This is a genomic window from Mannheimia sp. E30BD, assembly GCF_041807785.1.
GTDB lineage: Bacteria > Pseudomonadota > Gammaproteobacteria > Enterobacterales > Pasteurellaceae > Mannheimia.
In genome coordinates this window covers 22,129-37,882 of sequence record NZ_JBGTYX010000012.1, presented here as the reverse complement: position 1 = coordinate 37,882, position 15,754 = coordinate 22,129, and the positions used below count along the sequence as shown (strand labels likewise).

Sequence of the window (15,754 nt, the reverse complement as noted above, 5' to 3'; positions counted from 1 at the left end):
AAAATGTTAGGTTCAATCAAAGCATTATTTACTAAGCCGGCAACCAAAATCGGGTTAGGTGTGTTAGTCAGCATCGGCTTTATTGCAGGGGCAATTAGCTGGCATCAATTTAATAAAGCGATGGATCACACCAGCAGTGAAGAGTTTTGTGTGAGCTGCCACTCAATGCAGCAGCCGTTAGAGGAGCTTAAAAAAACCGCCCACTGGTCGAATAAAAGCGGGGTAACGGCAACTTGTTCAAGCTGCCACTTACCGCACGATTACACCGAAAAATATGCCCGCAAAGTGCAGGCAAGCCGTGAGGTGTGGGCAGAATTATCCGGCAAATATAAAGAAGAAGGCTCATTTGAAAAACACCGCTTAGAAATGGCAGAGCGTGAGTGGGCAAGATTTGCCGCTAATGGTTCTAAAGAGTGTAAGGCTTGCCACAGCTATGAGCGAATGAATTTTGATAAAATGAGCGAAGCAGCTCGTAAGGCAATGAAACCGGCTGCGGAGAAAGATCAAAGTTGTATGGATTGTCACAAAGGCATTGCTCACCACTTACCGAAAGCCGATGAAAATGCACTGAAATCGAAGTTTGATCAGTTTGTGAATAAATCCCCAAGCCAAGGCAAATCTTACTACACCAAAGGGAATGCCGAATTATTCCTAGACGAAGGTTTAAGCCAAGCTATCGGGCAATTAGAAACCGCCGTGCCGGTGGCATTTGTGCAAGCGGGCAAAAATGCGGATTTGGTTGAGCTGACAATGTGGCGTAAAGAGAAAGGTTTTGGTCGCATTTGGTATCACGATTTCGGGAAAAACATTACCGATGCGGTACTCACCAAAGAGTTTATGGCAAATCAGCCGAAATTTGAGGTGTTGGAAACCAAAGAAGACCCGATTACCGGCTTGAATTGGCAAAAAGTGAAACTACAAGGGTGGATTGGCAAAGCTAAATTATTAGACGATGTCACCCCAATTTGGGCAAATGCGGAAAGCCAATACAAAACCCAATGTAGCACTTGCCACAGACAGCCTGATGTCGCCCACTTCGATTCCAATAGCTGGATCGGCTTATTCAACGGAATGGTCGGCTTTACCAATATGGACAAACAGACCGGCAAAGAGGTGCTACGTTATTTACAAATGCACGCCTCCGACAGAGAAGGGGCGAAGCATTAATCCATAATAGATGGCGCAAGCGTCCTCGCTTGTGCCAATAATTAAATAGATGTGTAGCACCAGCGTGGACGCTGGCGCTATCAATCAAACAAGCGGTCAAATTTCCGCAAAATTTTACAAATTAACAAGGACAAGATATGCAACAATCTCGCCGTCAATTTTTAAAAAATATGTCTGTGATGGCTGCCGCTGTCACAATGCCGAATTTTCTCGTGCCTCGCAATGTGTTTGCAAGCGAAGACCTCAGCCAATGGAAAGTTTCCGGCTCTCACTGGGGGGCAATGCGTGCCAAAATTGAGAACGGACGAGTGGCAGAAATCAAACCGTTCGAGTTTGATAAACACCCGACCGAAATGCTCAACGGCATCAAAGGCTTAATTTACAGCGATTCCCGTATCCGCTATCCGATGGTGCGTTTAGATTGGCTCAAAAACCGCCATAACAGCAACACTGCACAGCGTGGCGATAACCGCTTTGTGCGGGTAACCTGGGACGAAGCCCTTGACCTGTTCTACCAAGAGTTAGAACGGGTGCAAAAAGAGTACGGTCCGTGGGCGTTACATACCGCCAATGTGGGCTGGCGTTCAACCGGTCAATTCCACAGTTGCGGTAACCATATGATCCGAGCGATTGCGATGCACGGTAACAGTGTCGGCACTGCCGGCGACTATTCTACCGGTGCAGGACAAACCGTTCTGCCGTATGTGCTGGGTTCAACCGAAGTCTATTCACAAGGCACTTCTTGGGAAATCATCTTAAAAGAGAGCGAAAACATCATTTTCTGGGCAAGCGATCCGGTGAAAAACCTGCAAGTGGGCTGGAACTGCGAAACCCACGAAGCCTATGCCTACTTGGAAAAACTGAAAGAGAAAGTGGCGGCAAAAGGCGTGAATGTGATTTGTGTCGATCCGGTAAAAAGCAAAACCCAGAATTTCTTAGGCTGCGAACAGCAGTACATCAATCCACAAACCGATGTGCCGTTTATGTTGGCACTTGCCCACACGCTCTACACGGAAAATCTGTACGATAAAAAATTCTTGGATATGTACACGGTCGGTTTTGAAAAATTCCTGCCGTATCTGTTAGGCGAAACCGAAGACAAAGTAGCGAAAACCCCGGAATGGGCAGCCGAAATTTGTGGTATTTCTGCCGACAAAATCCGTGAATTTGCACGAATGCTTGCCGGCAAACGCACCCAGTTTATTTTCGGCTGGGCAATCCAACGCCAACAACACGGCGAACAACCGTATTGGATGGGAGCGGTGTTAGCCTCAATGTTAGGGCAAATCGGCTTGGCAGGCGGCGGCATCAGCTATGCACACCATTACAGCTCCATCGGTATTCCGGAATCGGGTGCGGCAATGCCGGGGGCGTTCCCGCTCAACATTGATGAAGGGCAAACCCCGAAATACGACAACAAAGATTACAAAGGCTACAGCGACACTATTCCGGTGGCTCGTATGACCGACAGCTTGCTCCACGCCGGTGAAACCATTGATTACAACGGCAAAAAAGTGACTTACGCCCCGTTCAAAATGGCGATTTTCACCGGTTGTAACCAATGGCACCGTCATTCCGAACGCAACAAAATGAAGCAAGCGTTCCAAAAAATGGAAACCATTGTCTCCATCAACTACAGCTGGACGGCAACCTGTCGCTTCTCTGACATCGTATTGCCAGCCTGTACTCCGTTTGAACGCAACGACATTGATGCTTACGGTTCATACAGCAACCGTGGCGTGATTGCAATGCACAAGCTGATCGATCCGCTCTATGACTCTCGCTCCGACTTTGAGATTTTCCGTGATCTGTGCCGCCGTTTCGGTAAAGAGAAAGAGTACAGCCGTGGAATGGACGAAATGCAATGGGTGGAAAAACTCTACAAAGATTGCCGCCGTGAAAACAAAGGCAAATTTGAAATGCCGGAATTTGCCGAATTTTGGCAAAAAGGCTATGTGCTGTTCCCGGAGGGCAAACCTTGGGTTCGCCACGCCGATTTCCGTGAAGATCCGGAATTGCACGCCCTCGGCACACCGTCCGGCTTTATCGAAATTTACAGCAATAAAATCGCCTCTTTCGGCTATGACGATTGCAAAGGGCACCCAATGTGGTTTGAGAAAGCAGAACGTTCACACGGCGGTAAAAATTCCGACAAATTCCCGTTCTGGCTGCAATCGGTTCACCCTGACAAACGCCTGCACTCCCAGCTTTGTGAGTCGAAAGAACTGCGTGAAACTTACAGCGTGCAAGGGCGTGAACCGCTTTACATTAACCCGCAAGATGCCGCCAAACACGGCATTCAAGACGGTGATTTAGTGCGCGTGTTTAACGACCGTGGGCAAGCGATTGTAGGTGCGGTGCTTTCCGATAACTTCCCGACCGGCGTGGTGCGTTTGCAAGAAGGGGCGTGGTATTCACCGCTTGACGAAAGCGTAGGGGCGATTGATACCTATGGAGACCCGAATACAATGACCCTCGACATCGGCACCTCCAAGCTGGCACAAGCAGTTTCCGCTAACACCTGCTTGGTGAATATCGAGAAATTTGTAGGCCAAGCCCCAGCCCCGAACGGCTTTAACGGTGCGATTGAGGTAACGGCTTGATGACATTGGTAATCAGTCGTGAAGAACGGCAATTTATCTATGGCTGGTTTAACGCAATGCTCGCCCGAGAACTTTCGGACGAGCAGTTAAATGCCTTACAAGCGGGCGAATTTGACGATTTTTTTGCATACCTCAGCGAATTGGGTTTTGCCGAACAGGTTGCAAAATTTCAAGCAGAAGTGACCGCTTGTAGGCAGCTGGAATTTCCTCGTCTAGAACTGGCGGCTGACTTTGCCCAACTGTTTTTATTGGAAGGCAATCTCAGTGCAATCCCTTATGCCTCCGCCTATTTGGAAGGCGAGGCATTAGCGAAAAATTTGGCGGAAATGGACAGACTGCTGGGCGAATTTGGGCTACAAGTTAATCGGGAAAGCAAAGAGCCGAGCGATCATCTTTGCGTTTATCTCGCTCTTTTCGACCGCTTGCTTGCCGAAAAACCGTTGGAAACACAACAGCAATTTCTGCAAAACCAACTGATGAGCTGGCTCCCAGCGTGGTTCGCCAAAGCCAAAACCGTCAAGACCAACACCGGCGTTTATTTTGCGTTGTTAAGGTTGTTTGAAGAGGTATTGCTGAAGGAACAAAGATAAAGTTATTTATTTGAGAATGATTTGCATTGAGTGAATTTAAAAAGGAAGTTAAAATTTCAACTTCCTTTTTTATTGGCCGGATTTATCCACATTATTTATTACAAGCGGTTATTTTTATAAAAAAATTTACAAAGGAGACATTAATGCAAAATAATAAAACCACCTACCTAAATTGGTACGATTTATGCGTGCTAACCCTGATCTTTTTTGGCGAGGCAATTTACACCTCAACTCAGCAATATTTCATCACCACCGAAATGCAAGGTAATTTTGAAGAAAATTTAACCTTTTCAAATGAACAAAATTATTGGGCATTACTGACTCAACTTGCATTGTTACTGGTTGCAATGGGCTATCTAAAATGGCGGAATTTTGATTTCAGCCGTTGGGTGATTCGCCCATCTTGGCGGGCTTTTTTTAGCGGTATCGGGTTGTTTATCTTGCTCTCGTTAGCGATGGATCTCTATTTTGAAATATTATATGGTGTTTACAACCTAGTGTATTCGGAGCCATTTTTAGCAGTCTTAAAAGAAGTGAATTTTTCTACCGTGCTGTATGCGATTTTAAACGGCTTTTATGAAGAAATCTTTTTCCTCGGTATTTGCTTGGCGGTTAAACCTGAATATCTAAAATGGGCGGTGATTTATTCACTGATTATTCGGGTGAGTTTTCATACCTATCAAGGAATGGAAAGTGCGTTAGGATTAGGAATTTGGCTTGGTTTAATTATTTATTTGCTCTACTCACGCTCAAAGCAGAAAAACCTATTTCCATTTTGGGTGGCACACAGTATTGCGGATACTTTGGGGCTGAGTTTGTTGGCTTATTTTTAGTTAAAGGTGCTACATTTAAGCGGCATAAGTTGATAGAGCTGATCGTACCTGATCGTACCAGTAGCATAAAAACATTATTATTTGTATGGAAAGCTGCTTTTCGGTTACAATATAACCGATAGTTATTGGTTATAACTAAAAATTATTTTTAATTTAACGGAGCAAATATGAAATATGAAGAGTATCAAAAAATTAACCCTAGCCACTTTGATTTTAGTGGGTTTAACTGCTTGTGGTAGTGGTGGTTCAGGTAGCAGTTCTAATAATGCTAAATCGAAACCACAAGTTGAGTTAAAAAAACTGAAGAAGCAAAAAAATTGCAGAGGCAAAAGGAATTGGCAATAAAGAATATAAAGATGGATTAAATGAGTTAGAAGAAAAAAATGAAACAGGTAAAAACGGAGAAGAGATTCGAACCCATGGTTATCTCTATAACAGCCATTATTCCGTTGTAACTGCCAAAATGAAACAAACTTTACAGTAAAATGGTCGTCAAATGGAACCTACGGTTGAAGTGAAAGGGCTTAAAACTGAGAATTTACCGACAGAGGGCAAAGCAACATATAAAGGCGAAGTTTTTGATTCTCACGGTAAAGCAGACACTGCATTAACTGGTGGAAAATTAACATATTATGTTGATTTTCTAGTCGCATAGGCTCAGGTCAAGTTGAAAATGCACACGCTGGTTCTATCGCGTTAGAACAAGGCAAAATAGATAATGGTGGTATTACGGCTTCTGCTAGTCAAAAGCATAATAACGACTCCATTGGAAAAGGCAATTATAGTGTGCAATTCTTCGGTCCAAATGCAGAAGAAATCGGTGGTAAAATAGAGCTCAAAGCTAATGATAGAACAGATATCTTTGGTATTAGCGGAACTCGAGGCGAAATTCAAAAATAAATAACTTCTATTATTCAATGCCGTTTAATCCCTTAAACGGCATTCTTTTTTACTATGCATAAAAAATACTTTCTATTTTTACTTGTTTCGCCGTTGGTAATGGCGGAAACGGTTGAGTTTCAGCAAGATCCCACAGAGTTTGATAGTCGGCAACAAGCGGTCAAATTTGAGAAAGAAATTGCAAAAAAAGATTTAAAATCAACCGCTTACTTGGCGGAAGATAATACACTTAAAGGTATTGAACAACATATTAACCAAGCAATTCTTAGACAAGATTGGGCAAAGCTGGAAAGCCTGCTTGGCGATTATGCAAAGCAAGAGCAATTTGATCCGCTACTTTTAGACTATGCTTTGGCGGCATTGGCTTATGCTAAAAAAGATTATCGCTCTGCGGCGTTTTATTATCAGCAGTTGCTGAAAAAACAGCCTGATTTAACCTACCCTCGTTTTGATCTAGCCCTGATTTTAAAAGAGGATTATCGCTACAGGGAAGCAGAGTAAGAATTTCAGCAACTCAAAATCGATGATTTACGCAATGCGGTGAATGCTGCTTTGGCTCAAATAAAGGAGGAAGAGAGCTGGAAGCCGGATTTTTATTTGCAATATACTCAAACCAACAATGTGAATAATGCTTCTTCGTCGCCAACGGTAAATGTAAACGGGCGGATTTTTATTAAAGAGTCAGACAGCTTGCCGCAGTCGGCAAAAGGCATAAGGTATGGCGTTGGCTTGAGTAAAATGCGAAACATCGGCGGCAATCATTTTGTGGGCGTTGATCTTGGCTATCACGGTGTTTATTACTGGAATAACCACGATTATAGCGAACAATCGGTCTCACTAACGCCAAAATATAGCTACAGAACGGCAACTTACCGAATCGGGGTTTCGCCCTTTATTGAGCAGAATTGGCTGGGTAGCTCACGGTATAACTATCAATTTGGTAGCAGTATCAATGCTGTTAAACTTTTTGAACGAGGGCTGATTTCCGGCTCATTCAGCCATCTGCAAAAACTTTATAGTGAACAGCATATTGCCGACCGTTACAATGGTTATCGCAACCAACTCACGCTAGGCACGCAATGGCAAGCGGTCAAAGATTGGCGATTTTTTGCAAATCTTAACGCTAGCCGTGAAATTACCCGTGAGAAAGCCCAATCTTCCAATAAGTGGCTGGCGACCATTGGCGTAATTTACCAAACCCCAAGCTGGGCAAGCTCGGCGAGCATTGGTTATGGCAAGCGGTATTTTGCCGATAAGCATTATGTGTTTGGCTACAAACGCCAAGATAAGGAATATCAAGCGAATGTGGCGGTATGGAATCGAAGTTGGCACTTGCACGGAATTGTGCCGAAAGTGAATTTCCGCTATCAAAAAATCGACAGCAATATTACCGATTTCTACTCTCGTAGCAATAAAGAAGTCTTTATGACGTTAGAGAAACTGTTTTAAGTTTAAGGCTGTGTGAATATGGGGGCGAAAATTTTCGCCCGCTATTTATGTGAGCTAATTGAATTTCTTGTAATTTAACTGCAACCATTGCAGCCCAATTACCGCAATGACATTGTCAATTGTGCCGTCTTCCACCCATTGATAAGCCTGCTCACGGCTGACAACGTGGACTAAAATATCCTCATTTTCTTCTTCCAATAAGCCGTATACCTCGCCCGATTTGACTTTGGTGCTATCAATTAAGCCAAGAAATAAATGCAAACGCTCAAGTTGTCCGCCCGGGCTGTCCCACACGCTAAGGGCGTGTTGCACCTCTGTTACTTCTAAGCCTGCTTCTTCTTTTGCTTCTCGAATAGCAACTTCCGCAGGTTCTTCATTGCCTTTATCGACCATACCTGCCACTAATTCCAACAGCCAAGGGGAGCTTTTCTGTGCGGAGTCATAAGCTCCAATACGCACTTGCTCAACCAACACGACATTATCCAATTTCGGATCGTAAGCAATAAGTGCTGCCGCTTCGCCTTTAATTAAGAGTTCACGCACCACATCGCCGCTCATTTCGCCTGAAAAGAGTTTATGGCGGAATGTGATTTTTTGTAACTCAAAATGCCCTTTGTAAACTGTTTCTTTGTTTAGTATCTGCAAATCGTCATATTGATATTGGTTCATTCTGCCCCCTAGCTTCTTTGTAAACGGTCACTATGTACAAGATACAACGCTACAATCATTACTAAAATCGATACCGAGAAAAGTAGCGTGTGCATTGCATTTGAGTGATCGACAATAATTAATCTTACCATTGCGGTAATGCCGATATAGAGAAAATATCGCAACGGGAAGTGATAGTTCGATTTAAAATATTTCACAATTAAAGCCAAAAACTCAAAATAGAGGAAGAAAATCACGATATGTTCTACCACTTGGAATTTTTCGCTATTGTCAATTAATAATTCATAAAGTGCATAGCCTTCGACAAAGAGTGAATAAGAAAGCAGTACACCGGCTACCAATAAAGAGAGATTGAGCACCCATTGAAAAATTTCTGACGCAATTCTGCCAAACGTAGAGTGGCGTTCTTCTAATGATTTTTTAGACATTTATTATCCTTCATTCACATCATAAACAATCGATTGGCACGTAACAGGCTGAAATTGCCCATTCTGCCAATGGTATAACAAAGGTTCAGATAATAGCATATTTTCGGGGAGCTGATAGAAGTAGCTTAAATAGAACGGCAGCTCGCTTACAAAATGCAATTTTCCTCTCGGGCAATGGGCGGAAAAAATGCGTTTTTCCAACGGAAGATGTTTTACTTCAGATAATTTCACAATCCCCACGCCTTGCGATTTCAAAATCGCCTCTCGCAAGCACCAACTTAGATAAAAGCGTTGTGAAAGGTTGTCTAGTAAAGGGCAATGTTTATTTAATAATACAACTTGTTCTTCCATATTGGCATAGTGGCGAATCAGATCCGCATAACGCCTTTCTTTCTGTGGGTGTTCAATATCAATGCCTACTGCTAATTTTGCAAAAAAATGCGAAAAAATGATCGCTATCCAATTCCCCGAATGGCTAATATTAAAATCAATCTGCTCGGCACTCACAAAAGGTCTGCCACTTTTTGTGTGTTGAATGTTCTCTAACAATTGCAAATCCAAGCCATATTTTTTAAACAGTTCAGTCAGCAAAAAATGAGCGGCACGGCGGCTCTGCCATTTATGGGTTTGCTTTTCATTAAAATGTTCAGGCATTGGCGGAAAGTCAAAATCACTCGGCAAAATAGCGTGCCGATGAATAAAAGCAATTTCGATATGGGGGATTGTGTTTGCAAAATTTTCCATAAAAATGACCGCTTGTTGTTAGCGTTTAAAAGCGAGTAACAGCACACTTGCTGAAATTAGCCCAATGCCCGCCCACTCTTGCCCGTTTGGGCGTTCGCCAAGAAATACCACCGCAAAAAGAGTCACCAGCACAAGGCTAAATTTATCCACCGGTGCAACTTGTGAGGCGTTACCTATCTGTAGAGCTTTAAAATAAGCCAGCCAAGAAATGCCCGTAGCAAGCCCTGAGAGAATCAGAAACAACCAATTTTTATTGCTGATGTGAGCAATCCGCTGCCACTTGCCTGTGTAAGTCAGAAACGCGATTAACGCAATGATGATCACAATAGTACGAATAACAGTGGCAAAATCAGAATTAATATTTTGTAAGCCCACTTTAGCGAAAATTGCCGTGAGGGCAGCAAAAACAGCAGAAATTGCTGCCCAATAGAACCATTCATTACTCATAACAAATTCCTAACATTTTTGATGAAATTATACTCAAACAGATTGATAAAATGTAACTTATCTCTAGTTTAGCAAATTTTCTATTTAATCTTAGGGAAATCTTTGGTAAAAAATAAATTGTATGAAAAAGTAGATAAATAATGAATAGGAGAATTTCAGTGGGAAGATTACTTTTACTTTTAAAATCAGAAGCAGCAGGGGGGATTTTACTATTAATCTTTGCCTTTACCGCAATTATATTGGCAAATTCATCACTAAATGATGTTTATTTTGATTTCTTACAAACTAAAGTAAGTTTTCAGTTTGGTAACTTTGTGTTAGCTAAGCCACTATTGCTTTGGATAAATGATGGGTTGATGGCAATTTTCTTTACCCTGATAGGCTTAGAAGTGAAAAAAGAGTTATTTGAGGGCTCGCTTTCGAGCATTAAAAATGCCTCATTCCCAGCGATGGCAGCAATTGGAGGAATGGTAGTTCCAGCGCTAATTTTCTGGTTTATCAATAAAGATTATCCCGAATATCATTCAGGTTGGGCAATTCCTATGGCAACCGATATTGCTTTTGCTGTTGGTATTGTAGCACTGTTAGGGACGCGTGTGCCGTTAGCACTAAAAGTATTCTTACTGGCACTTGCGATTATTGATGATTTAGGTGCAATTATTGTGATTGCCCTTTTCTATTCGCAAGAGATTAGTATGCAAGCTCTTAGCATTGCTGGTGTTGCAATTTTTGCGTTGTTCATTCTTAATCGTTTTAAGGTTACTTCACTTTGTGCCTATATCTTTATTGGTCTGATTTTGTGGACATCAGTTTTAAAATCAGGTGTTCACGCTACTTTAGCTGGGGTAATTATTGGCTTTTGTATACCATTGAAAGGAAAAAATGGGGAACGACCAGCAGAAGAATTGGAACATATCCTTGTACCTTGGTGTTCATTTATGATTCTTCCTATTTTCGCATTTGCTAATGCCGGTGTATCGTTATTAGGGATGGGGATTGAACAGCTAACTTCGCCATTACCATTGGGTATTGCACTAGGTTTGCTTGTAGGTAAGGCTATAGGGGTGTTTGGATTTAGCTATTTAGCTGTTATTTTCCGATTTGCAAGCTTACCACCAGGTGTTAATTTTAAACAAATTTTTGCCATTGCGGTGTTATGTGGTATCGGGTTTACTATGTCAATGTTCCTTGCAAGTCTCGCATTTGATGTAAGTCAAGCAGGGGAGACTATCACACCTCTTGCACGTTTAGGCATTTTACTTGGTTCTGCTATATCTGCTATTTTAGGTTATATCTTATTAAGAATGGCAACGCGTAAAAATGTGGAATTAGATGAGCCGGTTTAGAGAATGCATTAATATTACTTCTTTTTTAATTTGTGACCGCTTGTAAGTAGGCTTTTTAAGCAACTCTAAATTAGCGGAGTTATAGGGCGAAGTAGTATCTTCGCCCTTATGTTTACTGAACGGGTTTATCTCTTAAAGAACATTATAGTATCTAAATATAAAGTCTAATAATTATCTACCTAACTAAGTATATAACAATTTATAAATATTTTTGTAAAGATTTATTCATATTAGGCCTTATAGTGTGTAAAATGTGCAAAATTTTTTTACTTTTAGGTATATGAGTTTGAATTTATGATTAAAAAGGATAAACTTCTAGCAAGCTAGCAAGGTAATACAACAAGTTTTACTTGTAAAAAGCCGTACCTAAATTTTAATAGACCCACTATGCTGAGTAGCTAAATTACTATAATAGCTACGCAGTGTAGTGGGTTTTTTTATCTATTCAATCTGGAGAAAATTAATGAACAAAGTTTTTAAAGTGATTTGGAATACGGCTACACAAAGTTACTCTGTTGTATCTGAATTATCTCGTGCTAAGGGGAAACCCACAAAATCAAGCGTTCTATCTAAAGCGATTGCTTTAGCACTGAGTGTTGTGGGTGTCACTTCTGCTTATGCAGCAGAAATACCTGACACCTATTTCCATGTCAATACTGGCGCTGCCGATCAGCCTGCAGGCAATGCTACCACTAATGAAGGCTCTATCGATAGCAAAGCAGGGGCGACTGGCGATCGTTCTATTGCCGTAGGTATGAATGCACGAGCAGAGGGCATCAGCTCCATTTCCATCGGTAGAGATGCCTCCAACTCACAAGCATCAGCCAATGCCATCGCTATCGGTCGCAATGCCCAAAATACAGGCAATGCAAGTCGATCTGTTACTATCGGTGAAAATGCCCTAAGTGAAGGATCAAACACTTCGGTTACCATTGGCTATGGCGCAAAAACCACCATGAACTCACTACCAGATCCTGAAAAAAACTCATTGCGCGTGGGTGGCTGGGCTGTGGCGATCGGTAGAAATGCAACAGCCAACTATGACAGTATCGCTATCGGTGCTGGAGCAGAAGCAGCCACCGACCCTAATGGCGCTAACCAATATGGTACCCTAGGTTGGTCAACTGCCGTAGGTAGAGAGGCAAAAGCGACAGCACACGCCAGCACCGCTTTATTTCTGAAATAATCGTTATGATTAGCTATTCCAATTAGCCAATTCTACATATTCTTTTATTTCAGGAAATTGCTTCAACCACTTATTCCATTGCACTTCATTCACTTCAATAGAAATAATACGCTCGCCAAACTCATTGAATGTTTCCGTTTTAATACAATTTTCTGCTTTAAATTGAGCATAGATTGCCCCAGCAGTAACAGGCAGTAGGAGTGTTTCACACACTAAATTGCTTCGCAATCTTTCCTGAATGGCTTGGTAGAGTAGATCAATACCAATATTTTCTTGAGCGGAGAGATAAACCGCAATCGCTGTGCCGTCATCATTACGCTCAATATGTGGCTCAATGCCATCCAATTTGTCTATTTTGTTAAAAACTAAAAGTGTAGGGATCTCTAATGCCTCAATTTCATCAAGCACTTGATTTACCGCATCAATATTTTCATTTTTGCGATCGTCTGATCCATCTATAACGTGCAAAAGCAATGTCGCTTCGGTAGTTTCTTGCAAGGTAGATTTAAACGCAGAAACCAAATCGTGTGGTAGAAAACGGATAAAACCTACTGTATCAGCAAGAATGGTTGTGCCGACATCTTGTACTTGAATACGGCGTAAGGTTGGATCGAGTGTCGCAAACAGTTGATCGGCTGCATAAACGCCTGCTTGGGTAATCGCATTGAATAGCGTAGATTTGCCCGCATTGGTATAGCCAACAAGAGAAACGGTTGGAATATCTGCTTTTTGGCGTGTTTTGCGGTTTTGATTGCGTTGCTTGCTGACTTTTTCAAGACGGCTTAAAAGCTGTTGAATGCGTACTTTGATCAAACGGCGATCGGTTTCGAGCTGCGTTTCCCCCGGGCCCCGTAGCCCCACAGATCCCCCTTTTTGCTGATCTTGATTGGTTACACGGCGAACTAAACGGGTAGAGAGATGGCGAAGCTGTGCCAGTTCCACCTGTAGTTTCCCTTCGTGGGATCTGGCTCGCTGAGCGAAAATATCAAGGATCAAACCTGTTCTATCCACCACCCGGCAGCCGCATAGTGATTGCAAATTCCGTGTTTGAGCAGGGCTAAGTTGGTGGTTAACCAACACCACCGTTGCTTCTAGCTGTTCTACCGTTTCCGCAATTTCCTCCGCTTTGCCTTGCCCGACATAATATTTAATGTGTGGGCTTTGGCGAGTTGTGGTCAGGGTTGAAAGAACCTCTACGCCGGCAGATTCGGCAAGTGTTTTAAATTCAAGTAAGTTTTCGACATCTTTATGCTGACCAAGATAGAGATGGACTAAAATCGCTTTATCTCGATTATCTTCGGTAGGATTTGTGATTTCCGTTGTTTGGCTTGCTTCAGATAAAGCAAAGCCAAACGCAGAATTGTCTTCTGAGTTTGGCAATGATTCGTTTAACATTGGTTGAAAATAATGTTTATTCTGCTTGTTCAGCCACTTCTTGTGTAGGCTGAGCTTGTTGAGATTGGTTGTTATTGTTGTGGTGCGATAATGCACGAGCTGGAACAACCGTTGAAATTGCGTGTTTGTAAACCATTTGGCTTACGGTGTTTTTTAGTAAAATTACGAATTGGTCGAAAGATTCGATTTGACCTTGTAATTTAATGCCGTTAACTAAATAAATTGAAACAGGAATACGCTCACGACGAAGTGCATTCAAATATGGATCTTGTAAAGATTGACCTTTTGCCATTTTATTTTCCTTTTTTATTGTTGTGTGATGATTACTAGGACAGCAAATATCATAATAAGTGCCAAGGCGTGCTAGATATTACCACAATTATTTAAATAATGATCGATCTTTTCCACCATTTTTGCTTTAGAGCTAGTCGGATCTAGGCTATCGAGCCACGTTAGCTCACCTTGCCAACTTCTCAACCAAGTAATTTGCCGCTTCGCTAATTGGCGAGTGGCACAAATGCCTTTGAAAATCGCTTCATCAAGTGAAATATCGCCTTGTAAATATTCCCACATTTGGCGATAACCCACACAGCGAATAGACGGCAAATTGATATGCAAATCTTTGCGTAAAAATAACCGCTTGACTTCATCTTCAAACCCCAAGTCAATCATTTTGTGGAAACGTTGCTCAATGCGTTGGTGTAGCACGCTTCTATCTTCTGGCGCAATCGCAAACTGGAGTATGTTATAAGGAATGGCTTCACCTTGTTGGGCGGTGAGTGCTGTCATTGTTTTACCCGTAATATAAAACACCTCTAACGCACGGTTAATGCGTTGGCTATCGTTCGGGTTAATTCTTGCCCCTGCAATAGGGTCGATTTTGACTAATTCTTGGTGTAATACTGCCCAGCCGTGCTGTTCTGCTTTCGTCTCAATGTCGGCACGAATGCTTGGATCGGCAGAGGGTAATGGAGAAAGCCCTTCCAACAAGGCTTTGTAGTAAAGCATTGTGCCACCCACCAAGAGCGGAATTTTACCCTGTGCGGTAATATCCGCCATTTCACGCAACGCATCTGCGTGGAAATTCATCGCCGAATAGCTTTCTGCTGGGTCTAAAATATCAATTAAACGGTGAGGTGCGAGAGCCAGCTCTTCCTTGCTTGGCTTTGCCGTGCCGATATCCATTCCTTTGTAAATTAAGGCAGAATCCACGCTAATTACTTCAACAGGCAGTTCTTGCCTGAGAGCAATCGCTAAATCTGTTTTACCGGAGGCAGTTGGGCCCATTAAAAAGAGGGCGAGGGGTTTTTGAGTCATTTTATACTTAATTTGAATAGTTAATTCTTTTAAACCAGTATAGCACATTTAAGCTTAAGTTTAGGCTCAGTCATAAAGCCATAAAATTAAAGTATTTATTGAACTAATTCTGATAAATACTATTATGATGTATATCATTTGATATACAAAGGAGGTTTTTATGGCAAATAGTTCATTAGTAAGTGTAAGAATTAGTCCTGAAATTAAAGAGCAGGCGAGTGAAGTTTTAGCAGGGGTTGGTTTAACGGTTTCTGATGTTATGCGAATGACATTAGCGAAAATTGCGACAGAAAAACGTTTTCAGTTTGACTATCAACCTAACTTAGTAACAGCAGAAGTATTAAGATCGGTTAGAAATGGAGAAGAAAAATTAAACTCAGCAAAAAATATTGCTGATTTAATGGAGCAGCTCAATGCGAGAGATTGAGTATAGTAATGCTTTTAAGCGAGACTACAAAAAGTGTGCAGTTGATACCCTATCTTCTTCGCTGATTGAAGCACTTTATTTTCTCATCAACGATAAGCCACTACTTGAGAAATACTGCGAGCACGCTTTAACTGGCGAATGGAAAGGTTTTCGAGATTGCCATATTCAGCCTGATTTAGTGCTCATTTATCGAAAAATCGATGATAAATTAGAGCTATTGAGAATAGGTAGTCATTCTAATTTATTTGGATAA

At 42.0% G+C, this 15,754-nt stretch carries 20 protein-coding genes; 13 read left to right on the top strand and 7 right to left on the bottom strand.

Annotated elements, in window-relative coordinates; all coding sequences use genetic code 11:
* Positions 1 to 3: 3 nt before the first annotated feature.
* The 9 genes from torC (at position 4) to ACERCG_RS08010 (ending at position 7,542) form a co-directional block, all read left to right on the top strand.
* Positions 4 to 1,167 (top strand): pentaheme c-type cytochrome TorC, encoded by a 1,164-nt coding sequence (gene torC, locus ACERCG_RS08050; protein ID WP_373611523.1) that lies wholly within the window; start codon positions 4 to 6, stop codon positions 1,165 to 1,167.
* A gap of 137 nt (positions 1,168 to 1,304) precedes the next feature.
* A complete protein-coding gene (gene torA / locus ACERCG_RS08045; RefSeq protein WP_373611522.1) occupies positions 1,305 to 3,770 on the top strand; it encodes a trimethylamine-N-oxide reductase TorA in 2,466 nt (821 codons plus the stop codon).
* Complete coding sequence (gene torD / locus ACERCG_RS08040; protein WP_373611521.1) at positions 3,770 to 4,360, top strand: molecular chaperone TorD; 591 nt, start codon at positions 3,770 to 3,772, stop codon at positions 4,358 to 4,360. The genes torA and torD overlap by 1 nt, the downstream gene beginning before the upstream one ends.
* A 143-nt stretch (positions 4,361 to 4,503) precedes the next feature.
* Positions 4,504 to 5,193: a CPBP family intramembrane glutamic endopeptidase gene (locus tag ACERCG_RS08035; RefSeq protein ID WP_373611520.1), complete on the top strand. Its 690-nt coding sequence runs from the start codon at positions 4,504 to 4,506 to the stop codon at positions 5,191 to 5,193.
* A gap of 174 nt (positions 5,194 to 5,367) precedes the next feature.
* Positions 5,368 to 5,538, top strand: coding sequence for a hypothetical protein (locus ACERCG_RS08030; RefSeq protein ID WP_373611519.1), 171 nt, complete (start codon positions 5,368 to 5,370; stop codon positions 5,536 to 5,538).
* Between the two features lie 151 nt (positions 5,539 to 5,689).
* Positions 5,690 to 5,848, top strand: a complete 159-nt coding sequence (locus tag ACERCG_RS08025; RefSeq protein WP_373611518.1) for a hypothetical protein — start codon at positions 5,690 to 5,692, stop codon at positions 5,846 to 5,848.
* Positions 5,845 to 6,093: a factor H binding protein domain-containing protein gene (locus tag ACERCG_RS08020; protein ID WP_373611548.1), complete on the top strand. Its 249-nt coding sequence runs from the start codon at positions 5,845 to 5,847 to the stop codon at positions 6,091 to 6,093. Before ACERCG_RS08025 ends, ACERCG_RS08020 begins: the two co-directional genes overlap by 4 nt.
* A 54-nt stretch (positions 6,094 to 6,147) precedes the next feature.
* Positions 6,148 to 6,594, top strand: coding sequence for a hypothetical protein (locus ACERCG_RS08015; protein ID WP_373611517.1), 447 nt, complete (start codon positions 6,148 to 6,150; stop codon positions 6,592 to 6,594).
* Positions 6,595 to 6,645: 51 nt separating this feature from the next.
* Positions 6,646 to 7,542 carry a surface lipoprotein assembly modifier gene (locus ACERCG_RS08010; RefSeq protein WP_373611516.1) on the top strand — a complete coding sequence of 299 codons (897 nt, stop codon included), beginning with the start codon at positions 6,646 to 6,648 and terminating at the stop codon, positions 7,540 to 7,542.
* Between the two features lie 54 nt (positions 7,543 to 7,596).
* Here ACERCG_RS08010 and ACERCG_RS08005 read toward each other — a convergent pair whose 3' ends face one another.
* From ACERCG_RS08005 to ACERCG_RS07990, 4 genes are read right to left on the bottom strand one after another with little or no spacing between them, the layout of a single operon-like run.
* Positions 7,597 to 8,211, bottom strand: a complete 615-nt coding sequence (locus ACERCG_RS08005; protein WP_373611515.1) for an NUDIX domain-containing protein — start codon at positions 8,209 to 8,211, stop codon at positions 7,597 to 7,599.
* An 8-nt stretch (positions 8,212 to 8,219) separates the two neighbouring features.
* Entirely contained in the window at positions 8,220 to 8,639 is a 420-nt protein-coding gene (gene psiE / locus ACERCG_RS08000) for a phosphate-starvation-inducible protein PsiE (protein WP_373611514.1), read from the bottom strand.
* Between the two features lie 3 nt (positions 8,640 to 8,642).
* On the bottom strand, positions 8,643 to 9,383 hold the full coding sequence (locus ACERCG_RS07995; RefSeq protein ID WP_373611513.1) for a 4'-phosphopantetheinyl transferase superfamily protein: 741 nt from the start codon (positions 9,381 to 9,383) through the stop codon (positions 8,643 to 8,645).
* Positions 9,384 to 9,401: 18 nt separating this feature from the next.
* A complete protein-coding gene (locus ACERCG_RS07990) occupies positions 9,402 to 9,830 on the bottom strand; it encodes an EamA family transporter (RefSeq protein ID WP_373611512.1) in 429 nt (142 codons plus the stop codon).
* A gap of 158 nt (positions 9,831 to 9,988) precedes the next feature.
* Here ACERCG_RS07990 and nhaA point away from each other — a divergent pair, with 158 nt between their 5' ends.
* Both nhaA and ACERCG_RS07980 read left to right on the top strand, forming a co-directional pair.
* On the top strand, positions 9,989 to 11,176 hold the full coding sequence (gene nhaA, locus ACERCG_RS07985) for a Na+/H+ antiporter NhaA (RefSeq protein ID WP_373611511.1): 1,188 nt from the start codon (positions 9,989 to 9,991) through the stop codon (positions 11,174 to 11,176).
* Positions 11,177 to 11,639: 463 nt separating this feature from the next.
* A complete protein-coding gene (locus tag ACERCG_RS07980) occupies positions 11,640 to 12,362 on the top strand; it encodes an ESPR-type extended signal peptide-containing protein (RefSeq protein ID WP_373611510.1) in 723 nt (240 codons plus the stop codon).
* Between the two features lie 9 nt (positions 12,363 to 12,371).
* Here ACERCG_RS07980 and hflX read toward each other — a convergent pair whose 3' ends face one another.
* From hflX to miaA, 3 genes are all read right to left on the bottom strand, one after another.
* The gene (gene hflX / locus ACERCG_RS07975) at positions 12,372 to 13,757 is read right to left on the bottom strand and encodes a ribosome rescue GTPase HflX (RefSeq protein WP_373611509.1); all 1,386 of its coding nucleotides are present in this window, start codon (positions 13,755 to 13,757) and stop codon (positions 12,372 to 12,374) included.
* Positions 13,758 to 13,773: 16 nt separating this feature from the next.
* On the bottom strand, positions 13,774 to 14,049 hold the full coding sequence (gene hfq, locus ACERCG_RS07970) for an RNA chaperone Hfq (RefSeq protein WP_373611508.1): 276 nt from the start codon (positions 14,047 to 14,049) through the stop codon (positions 13,774 to 13,776).
* Between the two features lie 71 nt (positions 14,050 to 14,120).
* On the bottom strand, positions 14,121 to 15,074 hold the full coding sequence (gene miaA, locus ACERCG_RS07965) for a tRNA (adenosine(37)-N6)-dimethylallyltransferase MiaA (protein ID WP_373611507.1): 954 nt from the start codon (positions 15,072 to 15,074) through the stop codon (positions 14,121 to 14,123).
* A gap of 160 nt (positions 15,075 to 15,234) precedes the next feature.
* On the opposite strand from miaA, the gene ACERCG_RS07960 reads away from it, so the two are divergent.
* Both ACERCG_RS07960 and ACERCG_RS07955 read left to right on the top strand, forming a co-directional pair.
* A complete protein-coding gene (locus tag ACERCG_RS07960) occupies positions 15,235 to 15,501 on the top strand; it encodes a type II toxin-antitoxin system RelB/DinJ family antitoxin (protein ID WP_373611506.1) in 267 nt (88 codons plus the stop codon).
* Positions 15,488 to 15,754: a type II toxin-antitoxin system YafQ family toxin gene (locus tag ACERCG_RS07955; protein ID WP_373611505.1), complete on the top strand. Its 267-nt coding sequence runs from the start codon at positions 15,488 to 15,490 to the stop codon at positions 15,752 to 15,754. Before ACERCG_RS07960 ends, ACERCG_RS07955 begins: the two co-directional genes overlap by 14 nt.